Raw genomic sequence first — 25,390 nt, 5'->3', positions numbered from 1 at the left:
TCGCTATAACTGATCGCCTTCTTATTTCTATCTGGAATAAAGTGAGAGCCTTGAGGTGCTTCACGTGCCACGCACGCCAAGCGACACCGAGGCCGGCGACTTCATGACTCAGCGCTGAGACCTGCCATGACTGCTCAAGACTCCACCGCTAGCACTGCGCCCTCCATCGACTATCAGTTTCGCGATAATGCGGATGTGATCGCCTTCGCGCGCCAGCATGTCGGCGCACGCTATCCGGCCTTCGCGACCGCTGAAGAACTTCAGGTCGAAGAGATCGGCGACGGCAACATCAACTATGTCTATCGCGTCTGCACGCCGGACCGCTCCGCCTCGGTGATCGTCAAGCAGGGACTGCCCTGGGTGCGCATCATCGGCGAAAGCTGGCCGCTGTCGCTGGTGCGTGTGCGCATCGAGGCGGAAACCCTGCAGTTCGAGGCCGACTGTGCGCCGGACCTGGTACCGGCGCTTCATCACTTTGATGAAGCTCGCTCGGCCATCGTGATGGAAGATATCGGCGATCACCGCAATCTGCGCCATGCCTTCCTGGAGCGCGCGTCATTGCCGCGGCTGGGCGAGCAGATGGGGCATTTTCTGGCCACTACGCTTTATCGCAGCAGCGATCTGGCTCTCGATGCCCACGACAAGAAGGCGCGCGTCGCCCGTTTCATCAATCCCGATCAGTGCAAGATCACCGAAGACCTGTTCTTCATCGATCCGTTCTGCGATCACGAACGCAACAGCATCAATCCGGCGCTGCGTGCGGATGCCGAAGCCCTGTGGCAGGACGCCGCCCTGAAAGTCGAAGTGGCCGAGCTCAAGCAGCGTTTCCTGTCCGCGCCCGAAGCACTGCTGCATGGTGATCTGCATGCGGGCTCGATCTTCGTGCGGGAAGACAGCACCAAGGTCATCGATCCGGAATTCGGCTTCTACGGTCCGGCGGGCTTCGATATCGGCAGCTGGCTGGCGGCACTGTGGCTGGCGGCCTGTGCGCATACCGAACTTGAGGGCGAGCAGGGCGACAAGCGTGACTACGTGGCAAAGCTGCGTGCCCAGGCGGTCGCCAGTTGGGAAAGCTTCGCTCGTGAGTTTCGTGAGCAGGCCGCCCACTCGCCGGATGCCAGCTTCGCTGCGCCGAGCGTGGCTGAGCGTCTGTTGTCTCGCATTTTGCGTGACGCACTCGGCTACGCCGGCTGTGAGCTGATTCGCCGCACTGTGGGGCTTGCGCATATTCTGGAACTCGAATCCATCAGCGATGAGGCCACCCGCGCGCGTGCCGAGCGGCGGGCGCTGGCACTCGGGCGCGAGTTGATCATGGCGCGCGAAAGCCTGAGCGATATCGATGCCATCGATGCCCTGGTGGCGCGTCACCTCGCCTGAGGGCGGGCATGCCAGGCAGGAGTCGGGCGTTCAGGGCCCGGCTAGGGTAGACTCTGCGCTCCGTACCCACGCGCTTGTCCTGCCACGCGCGTGGTTCAGTCGAGGAGCATGGTGCTTTATCAGGAGAGTGACTTCCTGCCATCGCCTTTCCAAGACGTCTGCCTTTTCAAGAAGAGATTTTCATGGCCCTGTCTTCCACGCCTTACAAGGTGGATCTGTCGCTGACCGACCTGGATCGCGGCGTCTACGAGACCCTGCGCTTCACCGTGGCGCGTCATCCCTCCGAAACCGAACTGCGCCTGTGCGTGCGTCTGCTGGGCCACGCCCTTTGGTACAGCGAGAACATCGCGTTCGGTCGCGGCCTGTCCGATGTCGATGAGCCGGCGTTGTGGGAAAAGAGCCTCGATGGCCGTATCCTGCACTGGATCGAAGTCGGTCAGCCGGATGCCGAGCGCCTGACCTGGTGCTCGCGACGCACCGAGCGTACCTCGCTGCTGGCCTATGGCAGTCTGCGCGTGTGGGAAACCAAGGTCGTGCCGGCGGTGGCGGGGCTCTCCAACCTCAACATCGCGGCCGTGCCGGAAGGTTCGCTGGACGCCATCACCGAGTCGCTGCCACGCAACATCAAGTGGACCGTGATGATCTCCGAAGGCACCATCTTCATCACCGATGACAACGGTCAGCACGAGATCAACCTCGAGTGGCTGAAGGGCGAGCGCTGAGCGATAGCGTTTTCTTGATGTCATGCGGTACACGAAACGCCCCCGCAAGCCATGCTTGCGGGGGCGTTGTCGTTGGGGAGGGCTCAGCCGGAGCGGCTGTCGTGAGCGAGGCTGGTTCGGTCCGGCCGCGGCTCAGATGACGCTCAGGTCCTTGTCGACCATCAGACGGCCACGGCCATTTTCCTTGGCGTGGTAGAGGGCGTCATCACTGCGCTTGACCCAGCTCGACAGGGTGTCGTCGGGGTGCAATTCGCTGGCGCCGGTGCTGAAGAGGATCACACCGTGCAGCAGGGGCGAGGCTTCGCAGCGCTCCCGCAGGCATCTGTCGAACTGGCGAGCCGTCGCCAGGGTGCCGGGGATCAGGATCATGAACTCCTCGCCGCCATAGCGTCCCGCTTCCCCCGAGAACTCCTGCGTCAGCTTGCTGACATGGCGTGAGAACTCTTCCAGTACCGTGTCGCCGTATGGATGCCCGTGGTTGTCATTGATCATCTTGAAATGATCCAGATCACAGATTAGTAAACAGGCACTTTGCGAACGTCTGATCCAGGCTTTCGCCTGTTCGTGAATCGCGCGATGGTTGTAGAGGCCGGTCAGGCTATCCAGCAAGTTGAGGCGCTCCAGTCGAGCGGCATAGGCATCGGCAATATCACGCTCTTCATGGATACGTCGAGCGTAGCCTGCGATCACCACGCTGAGCAGCCCGAAGGCCAGCGTGTAACTGAAGCCCATGTCAATGAAGCGCATGCCTTCGGAGGCATAGCGGCTGACCAGGCCCGGCCTTGCATGCTCAAAGGCCAGCAGTGCCCAAGGCATGAACATGAGGCCAATGATGATGATGCCTCGGCGCCTGGGGTCAGCGGGCAGTACCGCCAGCACATAGGCCGACGCCATCAGGTAGAACAGCAGGGTCGGGCCGGTCGCGCCATGATTGAACAGCCAGTTGCCGGGCAGCATCACGAAGGTGACCAGCGCACAGAACAGCCAGGCCATCCGCTGGAACTCGCCATGAAAGCGCGAGCGATACCACATCAGGGCGATGAACGCGCTGATGATGACCAGCACGATATTGTACGCCGGCAGGGTGAGGTCAAACAGGGAGTTGAAGAGGGCCGAAATCAACCCGATGAAGACAGCGGAAACGAGAAAGCCATGATGGAGTATCTCGCGGGCGGAGCCAGTCTTGCCGACCAGCCAACGCCAAGAGGTAACTATCAATTTCAATGGGCTGACCATGTGACCTCGGGCATCGGGATGTCAGTGCACGCCAGGTACCAACCGGAAAGGTTGGATGATACACCACCCCATCATCAGCCACAGCTCACCAGAGCCAACGGAAGGTTCGCAAACCCTATGCTAACGCACGGCGGGTCAAAAAATGCCTCATTCATTACTTTGCGCAGTGACGTGGGTCGCTCCTGCGACTAATGAGCAACATATTGCCTGTTCGATGCTGGCGCGAAAACTCTTGATGCCTCCCCAATGATTTGCGTCGCCGCTCGCTTACTTCCAGGGCGTGTAGCGGTAACTGTCGGGGTCGTTGGCATCCGGGCTGTCGGCTTCCTTGAGGCGCACCAAGGTGTTGCCATCCTCGTCCTCTTCGACTCCCGTGACTGTCACCGGAAAGTTGGGTGACAGGGCATCGAGTGCCGGCCATTGCCCCTTGGTGATCTGACTGCCGGCGGCGGGGGCGCTGTCGGCGCTGACCTTGATGGGGTCTCCGCTGACACTGGTGCCGCCCTTGAGCGTGGTGGTAAGCGTGAATTGGATCATCGGTCGCGAACTCCTCTGGACGATTGTCGTTCATGGGGCGTTGCATTCGAAGGTGCGCAATGAATGCCTGCTTCATGAACATGCGTCGCACCCGGGCATTTTGCAATGCCGACAGCGGATTCAGGGGGCACTGCGACACCAGATCACGACGCAGGTAAAGAAATGTGAGATTCCTGCTTTTCTTTTTGAGATCAATGCGGTACATTACGTCTCGTCTTGAGGGGGAAGCTCTTCCAGACACTGTCGGGACGTGGCGCAGCTTGGTAGCGCGCTGCAATGGGGTTGCAGAGGTCGCAGGTTCGAATCCTGTCGTCCCGACCAGATTCAAGTGAAAAGGCCATCCGGAAACGGATGGCCTTTTTGCGTTTTCGCATGTCCGAAAAATACCTGCCTCTTCATTTTTATTCTCCGCTCTTCTGTTCCATTCTCTTCGCTCCTCACATACATCCTTCATTTCCTTTCTTGCGACCACCAGCCTGCCTCGCGCATCCCGTCTTCGATTTGTATTGCTCATATTCCTGGCCCCTCAGCACAATCAGCGCTGTGCTCGCGCAAGTTCTTGTTTGACGATCCAGGCAGATGCCTTTGACATTTGGCTCTGAAAACGCTGCCGATTGAGTTGATGTGGATCAATTTTCTGTCGTTTCGAAGGGCGGGGCAGGCAGGATGGGTTCTCTAATTATGTAAGCATTAGAATTTTCGTATATACTTCGCCAGTCGATATTGGGGGTGATAATGAAAATCATAGATGTAGGGTGCCGGATGATCGGATTTCACAACGAAGCTATCCTTTGTTAGCCTCTCGTGAGCTCATCAAGCAATTGATTCAGGAAAAGCTTCATGGACATCAAGCTGCATAAGCAAGCGACGACGACACCGAAAATCCGTGCCGACATCCAAGCAGCTCCCTCCAGCATGACGAACAAAGATCTCGCTCGTCAGTTCGGGGTCAGCGTCTCAACTATACAGCGCTGGCGCTATCGTGATGATGTCCTGGATCGTTCCCACACACGTCATAACCTACTCGCGACTCTGACCTCAGAACAGGAAGAGATCGTCATCGCCGCACGTGAACTGCTTCGCCTGGGGCTCGATGATCTACTTGTCGTTGCTCGCGAATTCCTGAACCCCAATCTGTCGCGTTCCGCACTTCAGCGCATGCTCAAACGACGTGATGTACCGACTCTCGCCAAGCTGGCGCGTCAAGATGCGAAGGAGGACGAGAAGCCCAAGCATCGGCCTTTCAAGGATTATGAGCCCGGGTATGTGCACATTGATATCAAGCACCTGCCCCAAATGCCTGACGAAGATCAGAAGCGTTATCTCTACGTCGCGATTGATCGTGCCACTCGGTGGGTGTATCTGGAGGTCAGATCAAGTCAATCTGCAAAGGATGCCCAGGCGTTCATGAAGCGTGTGGAAGAGGAGGCTCCCTTCACGATTCGAACCGTGCTCACGGACAACGGTAAATCCTTTACCGATCGCTTTACCGTGGGTGGCGAACGTAAGCCCAGTGGACATCACCTTTTCGATCAGGAATGTCAGAGCCATGGCATCGAGCATCGATTGATCAGGCCAGGCAGACCCCAAACGAACGGGATGGTGGAGCGCTTCAATGGGCGTATCAGCGATGTACTGGCGACTCGGCGTTATGACTCAAGTGAGGATTTAGAACAGACACTCGAGCGTTATTGCTGGCTCTATAACCACCACATTCCTCAGAGAGCACTACACCACAAAGCGCCTATAGCAGCAATGAAGGAGTGGCAGGTCGAACGACCTGAGCTGTTTACGCAAGCTATAGTCAATCAGACGGAACCCGACACATAGACATTTACACGGCATCTCGATTCAATCTCGAACGATCCATCCTCAGAGAACAGCTGGGCGGAGGCTATGTGGTGCAGACCTGCGCAGTGGCCGCGGAGAACTACTGTTTCGAGGTCTCTCAGGCGCGCCATTTCATCCTGGGATTTGAGGTCGCGGGTGCACGCAGTGCTGAATTTCTGTCGATCATCACCGGGGATTACGTCTTCCAGCATCCCGGCATTCGCCCTGAAGCGCTCTCGGCCTACCTGCAGGATCGCGCCCGACATCCACTGCGTCGTCGCGCAGCCTCTGCGCCTTCCGCCACTGTGTCGGGCGCCGCACGGCGCAGTGTCACCAGCATTGCCGTTGGCTGATGATGCTTGAGGCAACGCTCTTAAGCGAATGTCATTGCACCGTGCAGAGGTGAAAAACAGGCTAGATGCAGGCAAGAGACAGGTGAGCGCAGGATCACGCCCGGGCCAGGTAGCGCCTGAACGCCCAGACCGTACTGGCGAGGCTCACACAGCAGAGCAGCGGCAGGGCGACATCGAGACAGGAATCCAGATTCCAGTGCTGCAGCAGGCCGTAGTCCCAGTTCTCTGCCTTGGGTCCATCGCCCTTGTATTCATGCTGAGCGATCTCACGGCCCAGGAACAGGGCGACGGCGATGGCACCTGCCGACCACATGCCAAACAGCGGCCACAGCGCCAGCTGGATCAGCACGGCGAGCACGCCATGCTGGACGGCACTGCCCAGAATCTCGGGCGTCATCTCTCGACCTTCACTTCTCGATCCTTATCCCTGGACCCTCATTTCTCAGCTTTTGTTGTTCGATCAAGCTTGCGCCTCTCACGCATAGCCCAGCGCCTTCTGCAGGCGCTCGGCGTTGTCGGCGACCCACTGGGCATTGATCGGCCCCCAGTCACGAATCACGTAGTGGCCGATATTGTTGCGCTGGCCTTCCTCGCGCTGGAATTCACAGACGATCTCGAGCTCACCCAGGGCAGTGATGGTATCTTGGGCGGTGCGCCGTGGCATGCCGGTGGCCGCGATGATGGCCGGTATGCTGGCGATGTCATGCGCGATGAGGTGGGCCACGAACAGGCGTCGATAGAAGCTCGTCTGGGTCTTGCTCAGCGGGGTGTCGGACATGGGGGCTCCATACAGCGAAGAAGGGGGCTGTCGAGTGGTGATCAGTGGCTCAGGGTGTAGTCGATGGTGGTCACGACTCTGACTTTCTTGATGTCAGGGGTATAGCTGTCGAGGTCCGAGATCGAGAAATAGCCCTGGCTGGCATGCTTGATGTGACCGACGGTGCTGCCGGAATCCTCTGCGAACTGCTGGGCGGCGCGCCGGGCATCCGCGGTCGCGGCCGCGATCATGTCGGGCTTGATGGCCTCAAGCCCCGTGAACAGGAATTCGGTGCGATAGGCATAGTCAGCCGAGAGCAGGATACCCTCGCGCACCAGCTCACCGGTCAGTGAGGCACTCTGCTTGACGAGGTCGACCTTGGGCGAGCGCACCAGCACCGTGGCTTCGGCGCGATAGCGCTCATCCGGACGCTGGGCGTTGTAGCTGTTGGCGTAGAGGTCAGTCACCTGGGGAGAGGTCACGCTGACCTGGTCGGCGGGGAAGCCGCGGGCGGTGAGAAAGGCGCGAATCTTGCGCTCATCATTGGCCAGCGCCTCATGAAGCCCGGTCAGCTGATTGGCATTGACGCTGAAGTGCAGCGGCCAGAGGGCCAGGTCGGCCTTGACCTCGCGCTCCGCGAGCCCCTTGACGGTGACCACGCGGCTGGAAGATTCCCACACCTGTGCGGCCTGCTTGAGATAGCTGCCACTCCAGACCATTCCCACGGCCAGCAGGCCGCCCAGCACGGCCGAGCTGATGATATTGCGCATGAATTGTCGTCCCTGACGTGAGCTGTGAGCTGACCGCCGCCCTCGGCGGGGTCAGACCTGTACCTTGCCGCGCATGGCCTTGATCTTGCCCTTGCGCGTCTTGCTGTCGACGCGGCGACGCTTGGCGCCCTTGCTGGGTGCTGTCGCACGGCGCGCCTTCTGTACCTTGACGGCTTCCAGAATCATCGCCTTGAGGCGCGCCAGCGCATCTTCCTTGTTCAGCTCGAGGGTGCGATGGCTCTGCGCCTTGATGATGATGACGCCTTCCTTGCTGATGCGCTGATCCGACAGCTGCATCAGGCGCTCCTTGTAGAAGCCGGGCAGCGTCGAACGCTGCACATCGAAGCGCAGGTGAACGGCGGAGGCGACCTTGTTGACGTTCTGGCCGCCATTGCCCTGGGCGCGAATCTGGGTGAGGTCGATTTCCCAGTCGGCCAGCGCTACCGAATTGGAGATGGTCAGCATATTGAATCTCCTTGTTTTTGGGACTGTGTGGTTTGTCACGCAGGCACAGTCAGTAAAGCGATGGTCCATCTTAGCCTATTCGCGCACTGGCTTCAGAATGGCGGGTGCGTCGTGCGTCGTGCGTCGTGCGTCTGCCTCCCCATCGGGTCGGCTCGCGGCGATGATCGCTTGTTCTCGCTTCCTTGTCCTCGCTTGATGCGCAGAAGACCATGAGAACTGGCATGAAGAGGCGGTGCGAGGATTCATTCTGACATGGTGTTGAGGGAGGGTGAGTTCAACCGCGCGCTGCCCGAGACGCCCAGATATCGGGTACTCTGCTGGCTGCGTCTTGTGTAAAGACTCTCCGCTTTTCGTAGCCCCTTTCCCATCCTTTGCAGAGCGTCTCATGGATATCCCGCATCAGCGTCTCGTCTATTTTCAGGTCACCGTCGAAGCCGGCTCCATCCGGCGTGCCGCCGCGCGTCTGAACATCGCCCCTTCGGCTGTCAGTCGTCAGATAGGTCTGCTCGAAGAGGCCATGGCCGCCTCGCTCATCGAGCGTACCCGTGACGGCGTGCAGCCGACGCGGGTCGGCGAGATGCTGCTGGAATACATCCGTGAGCGAGAGACGCTCGACCAGCACCTCGGCGAGCGCCTCGATGCCTATCAGCGGCTGGAAACCGGGGAGATTCGCCTGATCATCGGCGAGGGCTTCGTCGGCGATATCATCAACAGTCCGCTGCGCGCCTTTCGCAAGCAGTACCCCGGCATCACGCTCAAGGTCGATACCGGCAGCATGCAGAGCATCATCGACAGCGTGATCGAGGATGAGGCGGATATCGGCCTGATGTATCACGAGCGGGTCCATCCCCAGCTGCGCTTCTGGCATTCAAGCCCGCAGCCGCTGGTGGCCATCATGTCGCCGGAGCATCCGCTGGCGAGCGAGACCCATGCGCTGACGCTCGAGGAAGTGGCGCAGCACCCCATGGCGCTGTGGGGGCCGAGCCACGGCGTGCGTCAGCTGATGGACGATGGTTTTCGTGAGGCCGGGGTGCGCCCGCATATGGTGGTGCAGACCAATTCCATGGAGGTGCTCAAGCAGGCGGCGCGCTCCGAGCTGTGCATCACACTGTTGCCGGCCTTCGCCGCGGCGCGTGAGCTTCAGGAGGGCGTGTTGATCGCACGGGATGTGGAGTGCGCCAGCTTCCGCCAGGCCCGCGCACATATCATCACGCGGGTCGGGCGGCGCATGCCGCGTGCCAGCCTGCAGTTGCTGCGCCATCTCGAACGCTGGATCGCGGCATTCAGCGGTCCGCGTCAGGAAGCGCGCTGATCGTGGGTCTCATGATCCAGGGGCTCTGATTTCGGTCAGGCGAGGCGGGGGCAGATGGGCGGGCACCTTGCTCAGCCAGCGATCGCACAGATGATGGAGATCATCCTCGTCCGCCGGACATGGCTCCGGCGGCTGACAGCACTCGAAGACTGCCTTCATCAAGCCTTCCGGCAGGTTGAGCGTGGTGACGAAACTGCGCGCCAGGCGCAGGTCTCGGCGCAGCTGACCGGTGGAGATCCCCGAGTCATAGCGGCCCGGCAGCACCCAACGCGAAAAATTCACCTCGCTCACGGCACTGCGCCCTGCACCCAGGTTGATGGCATCGATGCACGCCTGGGGTGTCACTCCCGCGCGATAGGTCATGGCGACCGCCTCGACAGTGGTGATCAAATGCGCGGCATGCAGATAGTCGCTGGCCAGGGCGGTGGCATGGCCGCAGCCGGCGTCTCCGACATGCAGATGCTGCCTGCTGATGGCGTCAAGCAGTGCTGACATGCGCGCCACTGTCGCCTCATTACTGCCGATCAACAGCGTCAGGCTGTCATTCGCTTCATCGGCGGGATTGCGACTGGTGGCCGCTTCCAGCCAGTGATGGCCGGCGAGGCGTGTCTGCACGGCCAGTTCGCGGCTGAGCGTGACATCACCACTGGAAAGGTCAATCACGGTGCTGCCGGGCGACGCCCTGCGCAGCAGGCCTTGCTTGCCCGTCAGTACCTTCTGTACCTGTTGTGATGTCGCCAGAGCCATCAGATAGACATCGGCGCTGAAGGGTGGGTGGCTCTGGGCGTCCTGCACCTCGGAGGCCGCCATTGCCATGACCCCCTCGACTCCGGCATGCGCAAGCGCCTGTATGGCCCGAGTGCCAATGGGCGCATCGCCAATCACGCAGATCGTCATGCTCAGCACTCCTCGCCGAGCCCGTGTCGCTGGTGGTCTTGATCAGTGGTGATGGTTCGTCAGAGCTTCATCGCAGCCATGCGCTATCCGCCAACGGCCAGCAGCTGACGCACCAGCGACGTCCAGTAGCTGACGCCGATGGGCGTGGCAGCATCATTGAAGTCGTAGTGCGGATTATGCAGCGAGGCGCTCTCTTCGCCGTTGCCCAGCCAGATATAGGCGCCCGGACATTCCTGCAGCAGATAGGCGAAGTCTTCCGAGGCCATCGAGGGCGGCAGGTCACGATGGACCCGCCGGATGCTCGGCAACTGCTCGAGAACGCTGGCGCAGCGTTCGGCATGGCCGGGCGCATTGAGCGTCGCGGGATAGCGCGGCTGATAGTCGAAGTTGACCTTTAGACCGTGGAAGTTCGCCATGGCATCGACGGCGTCATGGAAGCGCTGCTGCAGATGCGCGCGCAGTGTCGGGTCGAAGCAGCGCAGGGTGCCGCGCAGTTCGACTTCTTCCGGCATCACGTTGAAGGCATCGCCGGCATGGAACTGGGTGATGCTGAGAATCGCGGTCTGGTGCGCCGGAGTCTCGCGGCTGATCAGCCCCTGCAACTGGGTCACCAGCTGACAGGCCGCCAGGATGGTGTCCTTGCCCAGATGCGGCATGGCAGCGTGGCAGCCGTGACCGCCCAGGGTCAGGGTGAAGACATCGAAGGCCGCCATCACCGCCTCTTCATGCACCGCCGCCTCGCCGAGTGCCAGCCCCGGCCAGTTGTGCAGGCCGTAGATGGCATCCATCGGGAACTGCTCGAACAGGCCGTCCTCCACCATGCGCCGGCCGCCGCCTTCGTTCTCCTCGGCCGGCTGGAACACGAACACCACGCGGCCGGCAAAGTCAGGATCGCGCGCCAGTTCACAGGCCGCGCCCAGCAGCATGGTGGTGTGGCCATCATGACCGCAGGCATGCATCTTGCCCGGCGTGTGCGAGCAATGTGAGACGGCGTTGGCCTCGGTGACATCCAGCGCATCCATGTCGGCGCGCAGGCCGATGGTCTGGCCCTTGCCCAGCTTGCCGTCGAGCACCGCGATCACACCGGTCTCGGCAAGTCCCGTGGTGACGTCCAGGCCAGCGGCACGCAGGATCTCGGCGACGCGCGCCGAGGTGCGGTGCTCCTCGAAGGCCGTCTCGGGATGCTGATGAAACTCATGACGCCAGCTGCGCAGCAGTGCCTCGTCGATCTTGTCGGGTAGTTGCATGCTGAATTCCTGTGGAAACCGGCACCCTGAAGTGCCGGCGTAAAAGTGATGAGAAGGGGGTAGCAAAGTGAGAAGCGAAGGTAATGCGAAAGGTAAAGCCGGAAGCCCGTGTGATCAGAGCAGTGCCTGCGCCACGACTGCCGAGCCGATATAGGTGCCGGTGAAGACCAGCAGCGAGATGATCACCAGCTTCCAGCCCGCCTGGCGGAACATGCTGAACTCGCGCTTGCTGAGTGCCAGACCCGCATAGCCGAGGACCGGCGTGACGATGGCGAGGAAGTTGACGAAGCCCAGCTGCTCGGTGATCCAGCCGCTGCCCGGGAACCACGGCAGCGTCATCAGGATGCTGACCAGCGACACCCAGGCGATGGCCGGCAGATAGAAGGGCATGACGCGGGCGACCAGCAGACCCAGCATGGTCATCACGTACAGGATCAGCATGCCGGGGGCGGCGTCGATCAGGCTGGCGCCATTGATGGTGTTGACCACCCAGCCGACCACGCAGACCGCCGCGACGACCATGGCCGTCTTGCCCAGCTGGTTTTCCGGGCGATCTTCAACCAGCGCGTCTGAGGCGAGCTTGGCTTCCTCGTCATTCATGGCGTCATCGCTGCCGGCCCGCTTGCGACTGAAGAAGCGGAACAGGCGCTCGGCGACCGGCAGGGCGATGAACAGCGAGACGTAGAGGCCGGTGGCATAGGTCAGCAGGTTGCTGGCGCCGGCGAAGGCCAGCAGCTCTTCGCCCATCTCCGGCAGGGCACCGGCGATGGCGCCGGAACACGCCGCCACCATGCTGCCGCTGCCGACACCGCAGGCCATGGCCAGTGCACGCGGGTCGAAGATGTCCAGTGAGGTCAGGTAGCCCGCCATCAGCGCGAACCACAGGGTGCCGAACATGGTGCCCACCACATAGACTCCCATCACACCGACGCCTTCCGGGCCCTTGAGGCCGTACTTGTCGGAGATGATCGCGATGTTGGGTTCCCGCGCGATGGAGTAGGTCGCGCCGATCGCCTCACGGCCCATCTTGAGCACCACTACCGCGATCGGCATCGCGATCAGCATGGTGCCCAGATTGCCCAGTTCCTGCAGGATCAGCGCCGGACCCGCCGAGATCAGCTGCTCGATGGCCGGGCCGATGGTGGAACCGAAGCGGGCGATGAACGGCATGATCGACAGCAGGATGACCGGCCCTGCCGCCGCGCTGATCACCGGCGGGATGACCCGTTTCGTGCCGCTGAACAGGTGCGGATTGCACAGTACGGCGGCAATGAAGGCATAGAACAGCGGCAACAGCAGCAAGGTGCCGGGGCCGAGCGGGAACTTGAGAATACCGATCAGTTCGGCGCCGAGGGACAGCACCACGACCAGCAGGTGCAACCGCCAGTCCAGGAGTTGAGAAAGGGGCATGTGGGACTCCGCTTGTTATTGTAGTGTCTTGAGCTTTTGAAACGTCTGGAATGCAGCGCCCGGGGCAAGCCCGCGGCGGTCGGCTGCCACCCTCTGCCGGGGCGGTCAGCGCAATCCAGTATTGTCAGGAGCGGTGTTCTAAAGAAACACAGCGGGTGTACCAATAAATAGAGCAGCCTGGTGGGTGATGACGAACAGTGAAGGCACCCCCGAACGCCGACACCCCGCACAGGGCGGGGTGTCGGCGTCTGGAGAGCGTTATTCGAGTCGGGCTTCAAAGCCCAAGCGTCAAGAGCCTCAGTTGCCCTGTGGCGCGAGTGCCGCGGCCTGTTCCTGCTCCTTCTCCTTGCGCGAAGGGCGGATCAGGCGGCCCTGGAGTTCCTCAAGCGAGACACCCTTGGTCTCGGGCATGAAGAACAGCACGAACACCAGTTGCAGCAGCATCATGACGGCGAAGAAGGCGAACACCGGCCCACCGCTGAAGTGGCTGAGGATGGTCGGCATCAGCAACGCGATCAGCGCCGCAAAGATCCAGTGTACGGAGCTGCCGAAGGACTGCCCCATGGCACGGACCTTGTTGGGGAAGATCTCGGAGATGAACACCCAGATCACAGTACCCTGGCTCATGGCATGCGCCGCAATGAAGACAGCCATCAGGATCGGGACCCCATAACCGCCCATGGCACTGAAGTCCTTGAGGTAGAAGGCCCAGGAAATCAGGCACAGCGACAACAGATAACCGGCGGAGCCGATCAGAATCAGAGTCCGGCGCCCCAGTTTGTCGATCAATGACATACCCAGCATTGTGAATATCAGATTGATGACCCCGATTCCCGCTGTAGAGAGCAATGCAGCACTGGATTCGAGCTGAGCCTCGGCCAGAATGCGCGGTGCGTAGTAGATGATGAAGTTGATGCCAGAAAGTTGATTGAATGCGGCAATCAGGAAAGCAAACAGGATAGGCAGGCGGTAGCGCCAGGCGAACAGGCGGGTATGTTGCTTGGCAATCCCCTCGCTCTCGGTGCCACGAATGATGGCGAGTTCTTCGGCGATATCGGCCTTGGGGTTGATCAGCTTGATGATCTCGGCTGCTCCAGCTTCATCATTACGCTTGAGAATCAACCAGCGCGGGCTGCGCGGCACCTTGCAGATCATCAAGAGATAGAGCGCGGCCGGCACGGCTTCCACCCCCAGCATCCAGCGCCAGTTCTCGCCGTCCATGAAGCCGATGAAGTAGTTGGAGACGAAGGCGATCACGATCCCGAATACCACGTTGAACTGGTAGAGCCCGACCAGTGCCCCGCGACGTTCGCGGGGGGCGATCTCGGAGATGTAGATAGGCGCTGCCACGGAAGACGCGCCGACACCTAGCCCCCCCAGCAGGCGGAAGAACGAGAACACATAAGGATCGGTGGCCAGCGCCGAGCCCAGCGCGGAGACCAGATAGAGGATACCGATGCCGATCAGCGTGGCGCGGCGCCCGAAGCGATCGGTCGGCCAGTTGCCAAAGATGGCACCGATCACTGTGCCCCACAGGGCCATCGACATGATGACCAGGCCGTGCATGAGGTCGCTGAGACCCCACTGGCTCTGCAGTGAGGTATCCGCCCCCGAGATGACGGCGGTATCGAAACCGAACAGGAAGCCGGCGAGGGCAACCGTGATCGACCATTGAAGAATGCGTGGCATGGCGTAGCTCATCCAATGAGGCGTGAAGGAAAGACAGCGATTCGCGGAGGTTAATTGTTCAAGAGTGTAAAGGTGAATCGTGTCACCTGGCAATGTCAGCCTATCTGCCCTGCGGCGCGCCATCCGCTATACCTTGGGGGGGAGAGCCACCCCGGCAGCCGCACTTCCTCGGCTTCGACTCAGAAATTCCCTCGCTAGAACAGCAGGTTATTGAAAAAGCCTTATTGTTATTCCCTGTGGTTTTAACGTTATTCTTTTTTTGCGTTGCTGCTGCTTCAGGCGTAGGCTTGAGGCATCAATCCTTGAGCGAAGCAGGAGATCGGAAGATGGCAACCTCAACACAGCGCCCCCAGGTCGAGAGCTTCTTCGACGAAGACAGCAACACCTTCACGTACCTGGTGCGCGACCCGCAGTCCCGCCAGTGCGCGATCATCGATCCCGTGCTCGACTTTGATTATCCCGCAGGCCACACCAGCACCCGCTCTGCGGATGCCTTGCTTGCGCATATCGACGCCGAGTCCCTCGAGGTGGCATGGATTCTCGAGACCCACGTTCACGCCGATCACCTGTCGGCGGCCGCCTACCTGAAAGGCAAGCTGGGTTGCCAGCTGGCGATCGGGGCGCGTATACGCGAAGTGCAGGACATCTTTGCCGATATCTTTGCCGCCGAGGCGGGTTTCGCGCGCGATGGCCGACAGTTCGATCGCCTGCTGGAAGAGGGCGACAGCCTGGCGATCGGCGGGCTTGAATGCCGCGTGCTGCATACGCCGGGTCATACGCCGGCCTGCGTGAGCTACGTGATCGGCGACGCCGTCTTCGTCGGCGATACCCTGTTCATGCCCGATTACGGCACCGCGCGCTGCGATTTCCCCGGCGGCGATGCGCGTACGCTGTATCGCTCGATCCACAAGGTGCTCTCGCTACCTGACAGCACGCGCATCTTCCTGTGCCATGATTATTCGGCCGAAGGACGCGAAGGTTTCTGCTGCCAGACATCGGTGGGTGAGCAGCGCAAGCACAACATCCATGTGCATGACGGCATCGATGAGCAGGCCTTCGTCGATATGCGTTCAAGGCGTGACGCCGGGCTTGGCATGCCGCGCCTGATGCTGCCGGCGGTGCAGGTGAACATGCGCGCCGGCCAGCTGCCGCCGGCGGAAGACAACGGGCGCGCCTATCTCAAGATTCCGCTCAATCTGCCGTTTGATCAGCTGTGATGGCCGCCATGTCGGCTTTGCTGAAGTGCTTTGCCTATGTAACTTGCTTACGTAATTTTGTGACTCAAATGGACGAATTGCCGCGATGGGAGCCTTATCGATGAGCCAGAGCACGCCACAGACCCCGCCAGTTTCGGATTCTGCAACGACGCCTTGTGACAATCTGGGGGCTGATTCGGCCACTGAAGCGACTCGCGCCGCCAATCACCGCCTGGCACCCAACGCCCACAAGGTGGTGATCATCGGTGGCGGGGCCGGCGGTATCGCGGTGGCGGCCAGTCTGCTCAAGCGTCAGCCGGGCATGGACATCGCCATCGTCGAACCCGCTGAGCAGCACAGCTATCAGCCGGGCTGGACGATGGTCGGTGGCGGCATCTTCACGCCGGAATTCACGCGCAAGCCGATGCACTCGGTGATGCCCAAGGGCGTGCACTGGTATCGCGATACGGCCACCGCCATCGATGCCGAGGCGCACGAAGTCACGCTTGGCAATGGCAATGGCCATCGCCTGCGCTACGAGCGTCTGGTGATCGCCATCGGTCTTGAGCTGGACTGGGGCGCTATCGACGGGCTGGAGGAGACGCTGGGCGAAAATGGCGTCACCTCCAACTATCGCTATGATCTCGCGCCCTATACCTGGCAGCTGGTGCGGACCCTCAAGGGCGGCAAGGCGCTGTTCACCCAGCCGCCGATGCCCATCAAGTGCGCCGGTGCGCCGCAGAAGGCGATGTATCTGGCCTGCGATCACTGGCAGCGTGAGAACGTGCTGTCGCAGCTCGAGGTCAGCTTCCATAACGCCGGCGGCGTGATGTTCGGCGTGCCGGCCTACGTGCCGGCGCTGGAAGAGGCGGTCGCGGGCTATGGCATCGATGTCAGGTTCCAACAGCGCCTGGTCGCGGTGGATGGCGAGACGCAGACGGCACGCTTTGAGGTACCGGCAGCTGAGGAGGGCGGCGAGCCGCAGATCGTCGAGCAGTCCTTCGACATGCTGCATGTGGTGCCGCCGCAGAAGGCACCGGCGTTGATCGCCGAGTCAGGGCTGGCCAACGCTGCTGGTTGGCTGGATCTCGAGCCCGAGACCCTACAGCACATGCGCCATCCCGTTATCTTCGGGCTGGGCGATGTCAGTGGCACATCGAATGCCAAGACTGCCGCGGCGGTGCGAAAGCAGTCCCCCGTAGTGGTCGAGAACCTGCTGGCCACGCTGGCAGGTGGCGCGCTCACCGCAGGCTATCGGGGCTATGGCTCCTGCCCGCTGACGGTGGAGAACGGCCGCATCGTGTTGGCGGAATTCGGCTACGGCGGCGAACTGCAGCCGACCTTCCCCAAGTGGGTCAATGACGGCACGCGCCCGACACGCCTGGCCTGGCAGCTCAAGGCGCGGGGGCTGCCGTTCATCTACTGGAACCTGATGCTCAAGGGCCATGAATGGCTGGCGCGTCCGGCGTCACGCGATGTCTGAGCCGGTCCGAGAGGCAAAGGGGACGCCGCTTGCCCGCTGGCTGCCGCTGGCGGGTTGGCTTGCCCACTATGACCGCCACAGTCTCGGGCGTGACCTGCTGGCGGCGGTGATCGTCAGCGTCATGCTGGTGCCTCAGGCGCTGGCCTATGCGCTGCTGGCGGGGCTGCCGGCGCAGGTCGGCCTCTACGCCAGCATGCTGCCGCTGGTGCTGTATGCGCTGTTCGGCACCAGCAGCACCCTGGCGGTGGGGCCGGTGGCGATCATCTCGCTGATGACGGCCTCGGCGATCGCGGGCATGAGCGGCGCCGGTGGTGCGGCGCTCTCCACGCCCGAGATGCTGGCCGCCGCGCTGCTGCTGGCCTTTCTCTCCGGCGCGATGCTGATCGCCATGGGGCTGTTGCGCCTGGGAGTGCTGGTGAATTTCATCAGCCACCCGGTGATCTCGGGCTTCATGACCGCCTCGGGCATTCTGATCATCGCCAGTCAGCTCGGCCCCATCACCGGCCTGAGCCTCAGCGGCGGCAATCTGATCGCGATGGGCGAATCGCTGTCGGCAGGCGGGCAAGGGCTGCACTGGCCGACACTCGTCATCGGGGTGGGCTGCCTGACGGGGCTGATTCTGGCACGCCGACATCTCAAGCAGATCCTGATGGCCCTCGGGATGCGCGCGAGCGCGGCGGGCATGCTGTGCAAGACCACGCCGATCATCGCCGTCATCGTCTCCAGCCTGCTGGCCTGGGGCCTGAGTGGTCCTCTTGAGCAGGGCAAGAGCGGCATGGCGCTGATCGGTGCCGTGCCCGGCGGGCTGCCCGACCTCAGCCTGCCGTCCTTCGTCAGCCATGACTGGTCGGGCCTTCTGCTCTCGGCACTCTTGATCAGCGTGGTCGGCTTCGTCGAATCGCTGGCGCTGGCCCAGAGTCTCGCCGCGCGGCGCCGTCAGCGCATCGACCCCGACAAGGAACTGATCGCGCTGGGCGTCTCCAACATGGGCGCAGGCGTCAGCGGTGGCATGCCGATCTCGGGCGGGCTGTCGCGCTCAGTCGTCAACTTCGATGCCGGCGCCGCCACGCCCTTGGCGGGGGCCTTTACCGCCATCGGCATTCTGCTCGCCAGCCTGTGGCTGACTGACTGGTTGGCCTGGCTGCCGCGCGCGACGCTGGCGGCGATCATCATCGTCGCCACCACCAGCCTGATCGATATCGCGGCGATCAAACGCACCTTCCGCTATTCGAAGGGTGACGGTGCGGCGCTGATGGTCACGTTGATCATCACTCTCGCGCATGGGGTGGAGAGCGGCATCATCGTCGGCATCGTCGTATCGCTGGGGCTCTATCTCAAGCGCACCAGCCAGCCGCACAGTGCGCTGGTCGGGCGTGTGCCGGGCAGCGAGCACTTTCGCAATGTCGAGCGCCATGAGGTGGAGACCGACCCCGAACTGGCGATTCTGCGCATCGACGAGAGTCTGTATTTCGCCAATGCACGCTATCTGGAAGACACCGTGCTGGCGCTGATGGCCGAACGCCCCTCGCTCAAGCATCTGGTGCTGGCTTGTCAGGCGGTCAACCTGATCGATGCCTCGGCGCTGGAAAGCCTGGAAGTCATCAATGAACGCCTGAGCGCCGCTGGCGTGAAACTGCATCTGAGTGAAGTGAAGGGCCCGGTGATGGACCGCCTCAAGTGTTCGGAGCTGCCAGCGAATCTCGGTGGCGACATCTATCTCAGCACCTTCGATGCCTGGCAGGCGCTGAGCATTCACGGCAGCCACTGCGGCCAGTCATGTGCGCGGGACGGCATCAGCCAGACGGCGGCGGTCGGCTGATAGGAGAAGGGGCTGGTTTCAAGAAAGAGCCGTAAACGAAAACGCCCCGCCTCGGTGATTGCCGAGGCGGGGCGTTTTGTCATCTGGTCACACAAGATGCTCAGTCAATACGTTCAGTCAATACGTTCAGTCAAGTACTGGGCCGATGATGTGCTTGACCTCCAGATAGCCCGCCAGGCCCCACGGCCCCAGCTCACGGCCGATGCCGCTGCGCTTGAAGCCACCCCAGCTGGCCTGTACCAGCGGCAACTGCTCGCTGTTGTACCACACTACGCCTGCACGCAGACGGCGGCCGACCTGCTGGGCGCGCCTGGCATCACCGCTGACCACCGTGGCCACCAGCCCGAAATCACAGTCATTGGCGAGGCGGATCGCCTCGGCCTCATCGGCGACGCGGCGCGAGCACAGCACTGGCCCGAAGACCTCCTCGCGCCACAGACGGCTTGTCACCGGCACATCGGTGAAAAGCGTCGGCGCCACGAAGTAACCCTTGCTCGGCAGGCTGCGATGGGTGCCATCGCGCAGCGCCGTCAGGCCTTCCTCGCGCGCCACGTTGAGATAATTGAGCACGGTATCGCGCTGGCGGGCGCTGGTCATCGGGCCCATCTGGGTCGCGGCATCCAGCGGGTCACCCAGCACCAGCGCATCGATGCGGCTGGCCAGTGCGGTGTGCAGCTCATCGGCGATGGCCTCGTGCACCAGCAGGCGCGAGGTGGCAGAGCAGATCTGACCGGCATTGAAGTAGATGCCCGCCATCACCCAATCGGCGGCCTCCTCGACGTCGGCATCGTCGAGCACGAGGATCGCAGACTTGCCGCCAAGCTCAAGCGACACGCCGCGCGTGCCGCCGGCCGCGGCCTGCATGACCTTCTCGCCGACCACATTGCTGCCGGTGAAGGAAATCTTGTCGATGCGCGGATGACGGGTCAGCGGTGCGCCGATGCCCTCGCCATCGCCGTGCAGCAGGTTGAAAACGCCTGCCGGAAGTCCGGCTTCCAGCGCGATTTCGGCCATCACCTGCTCCGGCAGCGGCGTCACTTCAGAGGGCTTGATCACGAGGGTGCAGCCCGCGGCGAGCGCCGGCGCGACCTTCCAGGCGCTGGTGACCAGCGGGAAGTTCCACGGCGTGATCAGTCCCACCACGCCTGCCGGTTCGTGATAGGTGTGCGCGGCATAGCCTTCGACATCATGCGCGACTTCCACGCCCTGACGCGCATCCAGCGCGCGTGCCTGGGCGGCGTAATAGCGGTAGCAGCCGATGGCATCATCGAGATCGATCTCGGCCTCGGCGCGAATCTTGCCGTTGTTGCGACACGACATCTCCACCAGCGCTTCCCGACGTGACGTCAGCGCCTCGGCGAAGGCCTCCAGATAGACCGCACGCTCGCCGCCACTCAACGCCTGCCAGTCTTCAAAGGCATCGGCGGCGGCCGCGACGGCAGCCTGTACATCACGCGCATCACCTGCCGTCACCTCGGCGATGACGGTCTCCTCGAAGGGATTGGTGACCGCCAGACGACGCTCGCCGTGGGACTTGACCCACTCGTTGTTGATGAACTGATGATCGAGCTTGTGCATGGACATTCCTGACATGTGAGTTTCTGGCATGAGAGTTCCATGCCACCTGCCACCTCAAGGGCACAGGCGGGCATTGTTCGTGAGAATGATGCGCTGCGCCGAGCCGGACTCAGCCGGCGATTGAGCGCTGCCACGCCGCCGCATCAATTTCCACCAGCAGCGGGGCGCTTGCGTCGCGCTCGCTGATCGCGGTCGCCAGCTCACTGGGGGAGTCGATCGCCACGGCGGCGCAGCCGAAGCCCTGGGCGAGCAGCTGGAAGTCGGGGGCCTTGATGTCGACGCCCAGACGCGTGACGGCGGCGTTGTCCATGAAGCGGCGGATCTCTTCATAGCCTTGGTTGTGCCACAGCACGATCACCACCGGCAGCTGTTCTTCCACTGCGCAGGCGAGTTCGGACAGCGTGAACATGATGCCGCCATCGCCGACCAGCGCGATCACCGGCAGGTCCGGGCGGCCCAGGGTCGCGCCCATCGCGGCGGGCAGGCCGTAGCCGAGCGTGCCGTAGCCGGTGGAGGCATTGAAGTAACGGCGTGGCGCCGGCTGGCTGAGCAGATGATTGGCGGCGTAGACGGTCGCGCAGGAATCGCCCACCCAGATCGCCTCCGGCAGCGCTTGCTGGAGGGTGTCGAACAGCGGCACGTAGGGCGCGAAGGCCGGATCGGTCGGCAACGCGAGGGCTTCAAGCGTCGCGGCGGTGGTCTGCGCGCCGCGTGTCTTGCCTGCCTTTGCGTCAGCCGTCTTGTCATAGGTTTCGCCCAGGTCATCAGCAACACGCGCGGCAAGGGTCTCCAGTGCCAGGCCGGCGTCGGCGACGATGGCGAGCGTCGCCTGCTGGTTGCGCGCCAGCTGTTCGGGGTCGATATCGACGCGGATCAGCTGACCACCGATCACGAAGCCATCATCGAACACCACGTCGTAGTCGGTCTCGCCAAGCTCGGTACCGATCGCCAGCACCACATCGGCGTCGCGCGCCAGTTCGCGTACCGCAGGCAGCGCGGCATTGGCGCCGAGATCCAACGGGTGGGCGCTGCCCAGCAGACCCTTGGCATTGATGGTGGTGACGGTGGGGGCATCCAGCGCCTCCACCAGCTGGCGGGCCGCTTGGGGCGCGGCGACACAGCCACCGCCCAGCAGCACCAATGGCCGCTCGGCGCCCTGCAGCAGGCTCACGGCCTCAGCGAGCAGGGCCGGGTCCGGCGCGAGGCGGCCGATGCGCGGGCGCGTGAAATCATACGTGGTGCGACCGGCGGGCGGGGGGATCTCGGCATTGAACAGGTCGATGGGAATCTCGATATGCACGGGGCCGGGGCGGGCACCCTCGAACAGTGCGAAGGCGCGGGCCAGCACTTCCGGCAGCGCGGCCGGGTCGAGCAGGGTGTGGCTGAAGCGCGCCACGCCCGACACCAGCTGCTGCTGGCTGGGCAGCTCGTGCAGACGCCCCTGGCCACGGCCGAGGGTGTCGGTGCGATTGACGCTGGAGATCACCAGCATCGGGATGGAGTCGGCCAGCGCCTGGCCCATCGCGGTGGTGATGTTGGTCATCCCCGGGCCGGTGATGATGAAGCACACACCGGGCTTGCCGGTGCTGCGGGCATAGCCATCGGCCATGAAGCCGGCGCCTTGTTCATGGCGCGGGGTGACGTGGCGAATGCTGCGCGCGGCGGGGTCGGCATCCGGCTCCAGGCCACGGTAGAGCTCGACGGTATGCACGCCGGGAATACCGAAGACGGTGTCGACGCCGTAGGTGTCACGCAGCAGTCGGATGAGGAGTTCAGCACAGGTCATGGCAGGTTATTCCAATGACGGGAGCACCGTGGTGCTCCCGTATGAGATGAGAAACACGTTGAGTGCCCGCTTGGCTCAGAACACGAACAGATGCGCGATACCGGCGATGATCGGCAGGGTGATCAGCGTGCGCAGCACGAAGATGGCCACCAGCTCCCACAGCTTGAGCGGAATCTTCGACTTGAGCAGCAGGGCGCCGATCTCGGACATGTAGATCAACTGGGTCAGCGACAGGCAGGCGATCACGAAGCGGGTAAGTTCGCTGTCGATGTCCTTGGCCAGCACCGCCGGCAGGAACATGTCGGCAAAGCCGACCAGCGTCGCCGGGGCTGCCTCTGCCGCGTGGGGAATCTGCAGCAGTTCCAGCAGCGGAATCATCGGGTAGGAGAGCCAGGTGAACACTGGCGTGAACTCGGCCAGCATCAGTGCCACGGTACCGATGGCGATCACCACCGGCAGCAGACCGAGGAAGATGTCCGCCACATTGAAGCAGGCCGATTTCACCAGCTTGAGCGGGCCCGGCGCATGCTCGGCGCGCGCGACGGCCATGCCCAGTGAGTAGCGCAGCACGCCACAGTCGCTCTGGTTCTCTTCACTGATCTGACAGCCGACTGGCTCATGATAATCATCACGCTTGCGTGACAGCGGCGGCAGGCGCGGCACGATGACGGCGGCGATCAGGCCCGCGATGACGACGGTCAGATAGAAGGGCACGAACAGGTGATTGATGTTCATGAAGCTGGTGACCAGCAACGCGAAGGCAATCGAGACCACCGAGAAGTTGGTGGCGATCACTGCCGCTTCACGTTTGCTGTAGAAGCCCTGCTCGTACTGCTGGGTGGTGATCAGCACGCCGACGGTGCCGGACCCCATCCATGAGGCGGTGGCATCGATGGCGCTGCGCCCGGGCAGGTTGAAGATGGCGCGGAACGGGCGACGCACCAGACTGCCGATGAATTCCATGAAGCCGAAGTCGACCAGCAGTGGCAGCAGAATGGCCGCGAAGAAGAAGAAGGTCAGCAGCACCGGCGCGAGATCATTGAGCATCACGCCGCCGGTGAAGGCCGCCGTCACTTGAGTGGGCCCCCACTGGAAGTAGGTCATCAGCGCGAAGATGGCGCCGAGGGAGCGCATGGCAAACCATACCGGCGAGACGTCGAACAGCTCGTGCGCTGCGCCGTGGCGCGCCCAGTTCGGCTTGGCGAGCTTGACGAAGGCGGTGAGGATCACCGATAGACACAGCACCGCCACGGCGATGGCGGGCAAGGCGCTGCCGAGCGTGGCCTTGAGCCAATCGGCCATCAGGCCCATGCCGATATTGATGGTGTCGCCGACACTGAACGGCACCAGGAAGAAGCTGACACCGAGCAATGACGGCACCAGGAATTTCATCAGCCCGTGGACCGAGAGCGGCACGGGACGGGTGGCGATGAGGTCTTTCTGCGCCTTCTCACCGTTATGTGTCTTGTTGGAGCGTGAATCAGCGCTTGAGCTGGAGCGGGGCGGCGTATGGTCCGCCGCGGAGTCGATGCTGGTTGTCATGCGGGTCACCTAGATCTTGTTGTAATGGTCAGGCCCTGGCCGAGCTTCCCGTGAAGCTCATGCCGTATACGAGGATGAAACCGTATTCGGTGTTGAGGTTGTGTGCGCCGAGGGCGGGACGGGCCCCGGCGCGGGTAAAGCAGGACAGCGGGTCATTCGTGGGTCGTTCGTGGATCAGTCGCGCTGTTGCACGCCCGGCAGCACGCACAGCATCTCGTAGAGCAGGGTCGCGCCCATCAGCGCGGTGTTGCCGCTGGGGTCATAGGGCGGGGAGACTTCCATCAGGTCACCGCCGACGATGTTGAGGCCACGCGCGCCGCGCACGATTTCCATGCCCTGCGGCATGGTCAGGCCGCCGGCTTCCACGGTGCCGGTGCCGGGGGCGACAGAGGGGTCCAGGCCATCGATGTCGAAGGTGATGTACACCGGGCGGTCGCCCATCATGTCGCGCACTTCGGCCATCAGCGGGGCGAGTGACTTGAACCAGCACATCTCGGCGGTCTCGACTCGGAAGCCCTGCTGGCGGCACCAGTCGAAGTCATCGGCGGAGTAGCCGGTGCCACGCAGACCGATCTGCACCACGCGATGGCTGTCGAGCAGGCCTTCTTCCTGGGCGCGGCGAATCGGCGTGCCGTGGGCGATGGGCTCGCCGAACATGTGGTCGTTGACGTCGGCGTGGGCATCGATATGGATCAGGCCGACCGGGCCATGCTTCTTGGCGATGGCGCGCAGCACCGGCAGGGTGACGGTGTGATCGCCGCCCAGCGTCAGCGGCACGCAGTCGTGGCGCAGCACCTCATCGTAGAACTGCTCGATGATGTCCATGCTCTTCGGCAGGTGGAAGGTGTTGATCGGCACATCGCCGATGTCCGCCACCTGCAGGCTATCGAAGGGCGCGGCGCGGGTGGCCATGTTGTAGGGGCGCAGCATGCGCGATTCATCACGGATCTGACGCGGGCCGAGGCGCGCCCCCGGACGGTTGGAGGTACCGATGTCCAGCGGAATGCCGATGAAGGCGGCGTCCAGTCCTTCCGCGGTTTCCTGAGCCGGCAGACGCATCATGGTGGCCGGGCCGCCGAAACGTGGCATGTCGTTGCCGCCCAGCGGCTGATTGAACTCGCTCATCTGTCTCTCCAGGTCTTGAATCGCTCGCGATACGCTGACGGCGAGCTGGGTATTGTGATTGTTCGCCTGATCGCCTGGCTGGACGGTGTGATGAAAGCCGGCGATCTTCCTTGGTGCATACTCCAGCATTGCAGTAACCATGCCAATTTTCAGTTGATTGATTTTATTGAGTTTTATTTGACGGCGGTCGCCGAGTGATTCATTTGTGGATCACTCGTGCGTCATTGATGATTCAAAAATGGATCGATGATTCATTTGT

The 25,390-nt window shown here is 62.4% G+C and carries 22 protein-coding genes and 1 tRNA gene; 9 read left to right on the top strand and 14 right to left on the bottom strand.

Translation table 11 applies throughout. The features are described from left to right. Nucleotides 1–126: 126 nt before the first annotated feature. Together mtnK and FLM52_09935 are read left to right on the top strand one after the other, a co-directional pair. Nucleotides 127–1,377 (top strand): S-methyl-5-thioribose kinase, encoded by a 1,251-nt coding sequence (mtnK, locus tag FLM52_09940; GenBank protein NVN56108.1) that lies wholly within the window; start codon nucleotides 127–129, stop codon nucleotides 1,375–1,377. A gap of 182 nt (nucleotides 1,378–1,559) precedes the next feature. Continuing rightward, the gene (locus FLM52_09935; GenBank protein NVN56107.1) at nucleotides 1,560–2,099 is read left to right on the top strand and encodes a hypothetical protein; all 540 of its coding nucleotides are present in this window, start codon (nucleotides 1,560–1,562) and stop codon (nucleotides 2,097–2,099) included. Between the two features lie 132 nt (nucleotides 2,100–2,231). Here the strand turns inward: FLM52_09935 and FLM52_09930 are convergent, their stop codons facing one another. Further along, complete coding sequence (locus FLM52_09930; GenBank protein ID NVN56106.1) at nucleotides 2,232–3,335, bottom strand: GGDEF domain-containing protein; 1,104 nt, start codon at nucleotides 3,333–3,335, stop codon at nucleotides 2,232–2,234. 267 nt (nucleotides 3,336–3,602) lie between these two features. Further along, a complete protein-coding gene (locus FLM52_09925) occupies nucleotides 3,603–3,872 on the bottom strand; it encodes a hypothetical protein (GenBank protein ID NVN56105.1) in 270 nt (89 codons plus the stop codon). Between the two features lie 244 nt (nucleotides 3,873–4,116). Here FLM52_09925 and FLM52_09920 point away from each other — a divergent pair. The 3 genes from FLM52_09920 (at nucleotide 4,117) to FLM52_09910 (ending at nucleotide 6,055) form a co-directional block, all read left to right on the top strand. Then, nucleotides 4,117–4,193 (top strand) — tRNA-Pro (locus FLM52_09920). A gap of 519 nt (nucleotides 4,194–4,712) precedes the next feature. Further along, on the top strand, nucleotides 4,713–5,702 hold the full coding sequence (locus FLM52_09915; protein ID NVN56104.1) for an IS481 family transposase: 990 nt from the start codon (nucleotides 4,713–4,715) through the stop codon (nucleotides 5,700–5,702). Between the two features lie 71 nt (nucleotides 5,703–5,773). Continuing rightward, complete coding sequence (locus tag FLM52_09910) at nucleotides 5,774–6,055, top strand: hypothetical protein (protein ID NVN56103.1); 282 nt, start codon at nucleotides 5,774–5,776, stop codon at nucleotides 6,053–6,055. A gap of 94 nt (nucleotides 6,056–6,149) precedes the next feature. Here the strand turns inward: FLM52_09910 and FLM52_09905 are convergent, their stop codons facing one another. The 4 genes from FLM52_09905 to FLM52_09890 form a co-directional block, all read right to left on the bottom strand. Then, nucleotides 6,150–6,452, bottom strand: a complete 303-nt coding sequence (locus tag FLM52_09905; protein NVN56102.1) for a hypothetical protein — start codon at nucleotides 6,450–6,452, stop codon at nucleotides 6,150–6,152. A gap of 78 nt (nucleotides 6,453–6,530) precedes the next feature. Continuing rightward, entirely contained in the window at nucleotides 6,531–6,833 is a 303-nt protein-coding gene (locus FLM52_09900) for a hypothetical protein (protein NVN56101.1), read from the bottom strand. Between the two features lie 41 nt (nucleotides 6,834–6,874). Next, nucleotides 6,875–7,582: an SIMPL domain-containing protein gene (locus tag FLM52_09895; GenBank protein NVN56100.1), complete on the bottom strand. Its 708-nt coding sequence runs from the start codon at nucleotides 7,580–7,582 to the stop codon at nucleotides 6,875–6,877. A gap of 51 nt (nucleotides 7,583–7,633) precedes the next feature. Next, nucleotides 7,634–8,047, bottom strand: a complete 414-nt coding sequence (locus FLM52_09890) for an aminoacyl-tRNA hydrolase (GenBank protein ID NVN56099.1) — start codon at nucleotides 8,045–8,047, stop codon at nucleotides 7,634–7,636. Between the two features lie 385 nt (nucleotides 8,048–8,432). Here FLM52_09890 and FLM52_09885 point away from each other — a divergent pair, with 385 nt between their 5' ends. Then, on the top strand, nucleotides 8,433–9,359 hold the full coding sequence (locus FLM52_09885) for a LysR family transcriptional regulator (protein NVN56098.1): 927 nt from the start codon (nucleotides 8,433–8,435) through the stop codon (nucleotides 9,357–9,359). Between the two features lie 9 nt (nucleotides 9,360–9,368). Here the strand turns inward: FLM52_09885 and FLM52_09880 are convergent, their stop codons facing one another. The 4 genes from FLM52_09880 to FLM52_09865 all read right to left on the bottom strand — a co-directional run bounded on the left by FLM52_09880 (nucleotide 9,369) and on the right by FLM52_09865 (nucleotide 14,725). Next, nucleotides 9,369–10,256, bottom strand: coding sequence for an NAD(P)-dependent oxidoreductase (locus FLM52_09880; protein NVN56097.1), 888 nt, complete (start codon nucleotides 10,254–10,256; stop codon nucleotides 9,369–9,371). A gap of 83 nt (nucleotides 10,257–10,339) precedes the next feature. After that, nucleotides 10,340–11,503 carry an amidohydrolase gene (locus FLM52_09875; GenBank protein ID NVN56096.1) on the bottom strand — a complete coding sequence of 388 codons (1,164 nt, stop codon included), beginning with the start codon at nucleotides 11,501–11,503 and terminating at the stop codon, nucleotides 10,340–10,342. A gap of 114 nt (nucleotides 11,504–11,617) precedes the next feature. After that, the gene (locus FLM52_09870; protein ID NVN56095.1) at nucleotides 11,618–12,913 is read right to left on the bottom strand and encodes a DUF3100 domain-containing protein; all 1,296 of its coding nucleotides are present in this window, start codon (nucleotides 12,911–12,913) and stop codon (nucleotides 11,618–11,620) included. Between the two features lie 297 nt (nucleotides 12,914–13,210). After that, the gene (locus FLM52_09865) at nucleotides 13,211–14,725 is read right to left on the bottom strand and encodes a sugar porter family MFS transporter (protein ID NVN56094.1); all 1,515 of its coding nucleotides are present in this window, start codon (nucleotides 14,723–14,725) and stop codon (nucleotides 13,211–13,213) included. Nucleotides 14,726–14,928: 203 nt separating this feature from the next. Here FLM52_09865 and FLM52_09860 point away from each other — a divergent pair, with 203 nt between their 5' ends. The 3 genes from FLM52_09860 to sulP all read left to right on the top strand — a co-directional run bounded on the left by FLM52_09860 (nucleotide 14,929) and on the right by sulP (nucleotide 19,100). Continuing rightward, a complete protein-coding gene (locus FLM52_09860; protein NVN56093.1) occupies nucleotides 14,929–15,819 on the top strand; it encodes an MBL fold metallo-hydrolase in 891 nt (296 codons plus the stop codon). 100 nt (nucleotides 15,820–15,919) lie between these two features. After that, entirely contained in the window at nucleotides 15,920–17,281 is a 1,362-nt protein-coding gene (locus FLM52_09855; protein ID NVN56092.1) for an NAD(P)/FAD-dependent oxidoreductase, read from the top strand. Further along, entirely contained in the window at nucleotides 17,274–19,100 is a 1,827-nt protein-coding gene (gene sulP, locus FLM52_09850) for a sulfate permease (protein ID NVN56091.1), read from the top strand. Before FLM52_09855 ends, sulP begins: the two co-directional genes overlap by 8 nt. A gap of 126 nt (nucleotides 19,101–19,226) precedes the next feature. Here sulP and FLM52_09845 read toward each other — a convergent pair whose 3' ends face one another. The 4 genes from FLM52_09845 to speB all read right to left on the bottom strand — a co-directional run bounded on the left by FLM52_09845 (nucleotide 19,227) and on the right by speB (nucleotide 25,131). Beyond that, nucleotides 19,227–20,678 (bottom strand): aldehyde dehydrogenase family protein, encoded by a 1,452-nt coding sequence (locus tag FLM52_09845; protein ID NVN56090.1) that lies wholly within the window; start codon nucleotides 20,676–20,678, stop codon nucleotides 19,227–19,229. A 109-nt stretch (nucleotides 20,679–20,787) separates the two neighbouring features. Then, nucleotides 20,788–22,464, bottom strand: coding sequence for a 5-guanidino-2-oxopentanoate decarboxylase (locus tag FLM52_09840; protein ID NVN56089.1), 1,677 nt, complete (start codon nucleotides 22,462–22,464; stop codon nucleotides 20,788–20,790). A gap of 75 nt (nucleotides 22,465–22,539) precedes the next feature. After that, nucleotides 22,540–23,856, bottom strand: a complete 1,317-nt coding sequence (locus FLM52_09835; protein ID NVN56088.1) for a YjiH family protein — start codon at nucleotides 23,854–23,856, stop codon at nucleotides 22,540–22,542. A gap of 324 nt (nucleotides 23,857–24,180) precedes the next feature. After that, complete coding sequence (speB, locus tag FLM52_09830) at nucleotides 24,181–25,131, bottom strand: agmatinase (protein ID NVN56087.1); 951 nt, start codon at nucleotides 25,129–25,131, stop codon at nucleotides 24,181–24,183. Nucleotides 25,132–25,390: the final 259 nt, after the last annotated feature.

It is taken from the genome of bacterium Scap17 (assembly GCA_013376735.1).
In the GTDB taxonomy this organism is placed as follows: domain Bacteria; phylum Pseudomonadota; class Gammaproteobacteria; order Pseudomonadales; family Halomonadaceae; genus Cobetia.
The sequence above is the reverse complement of the archived record's forward strand: the minus strand, read 5'-3'. Positions and strand labels throughout refer to the sequence as shown.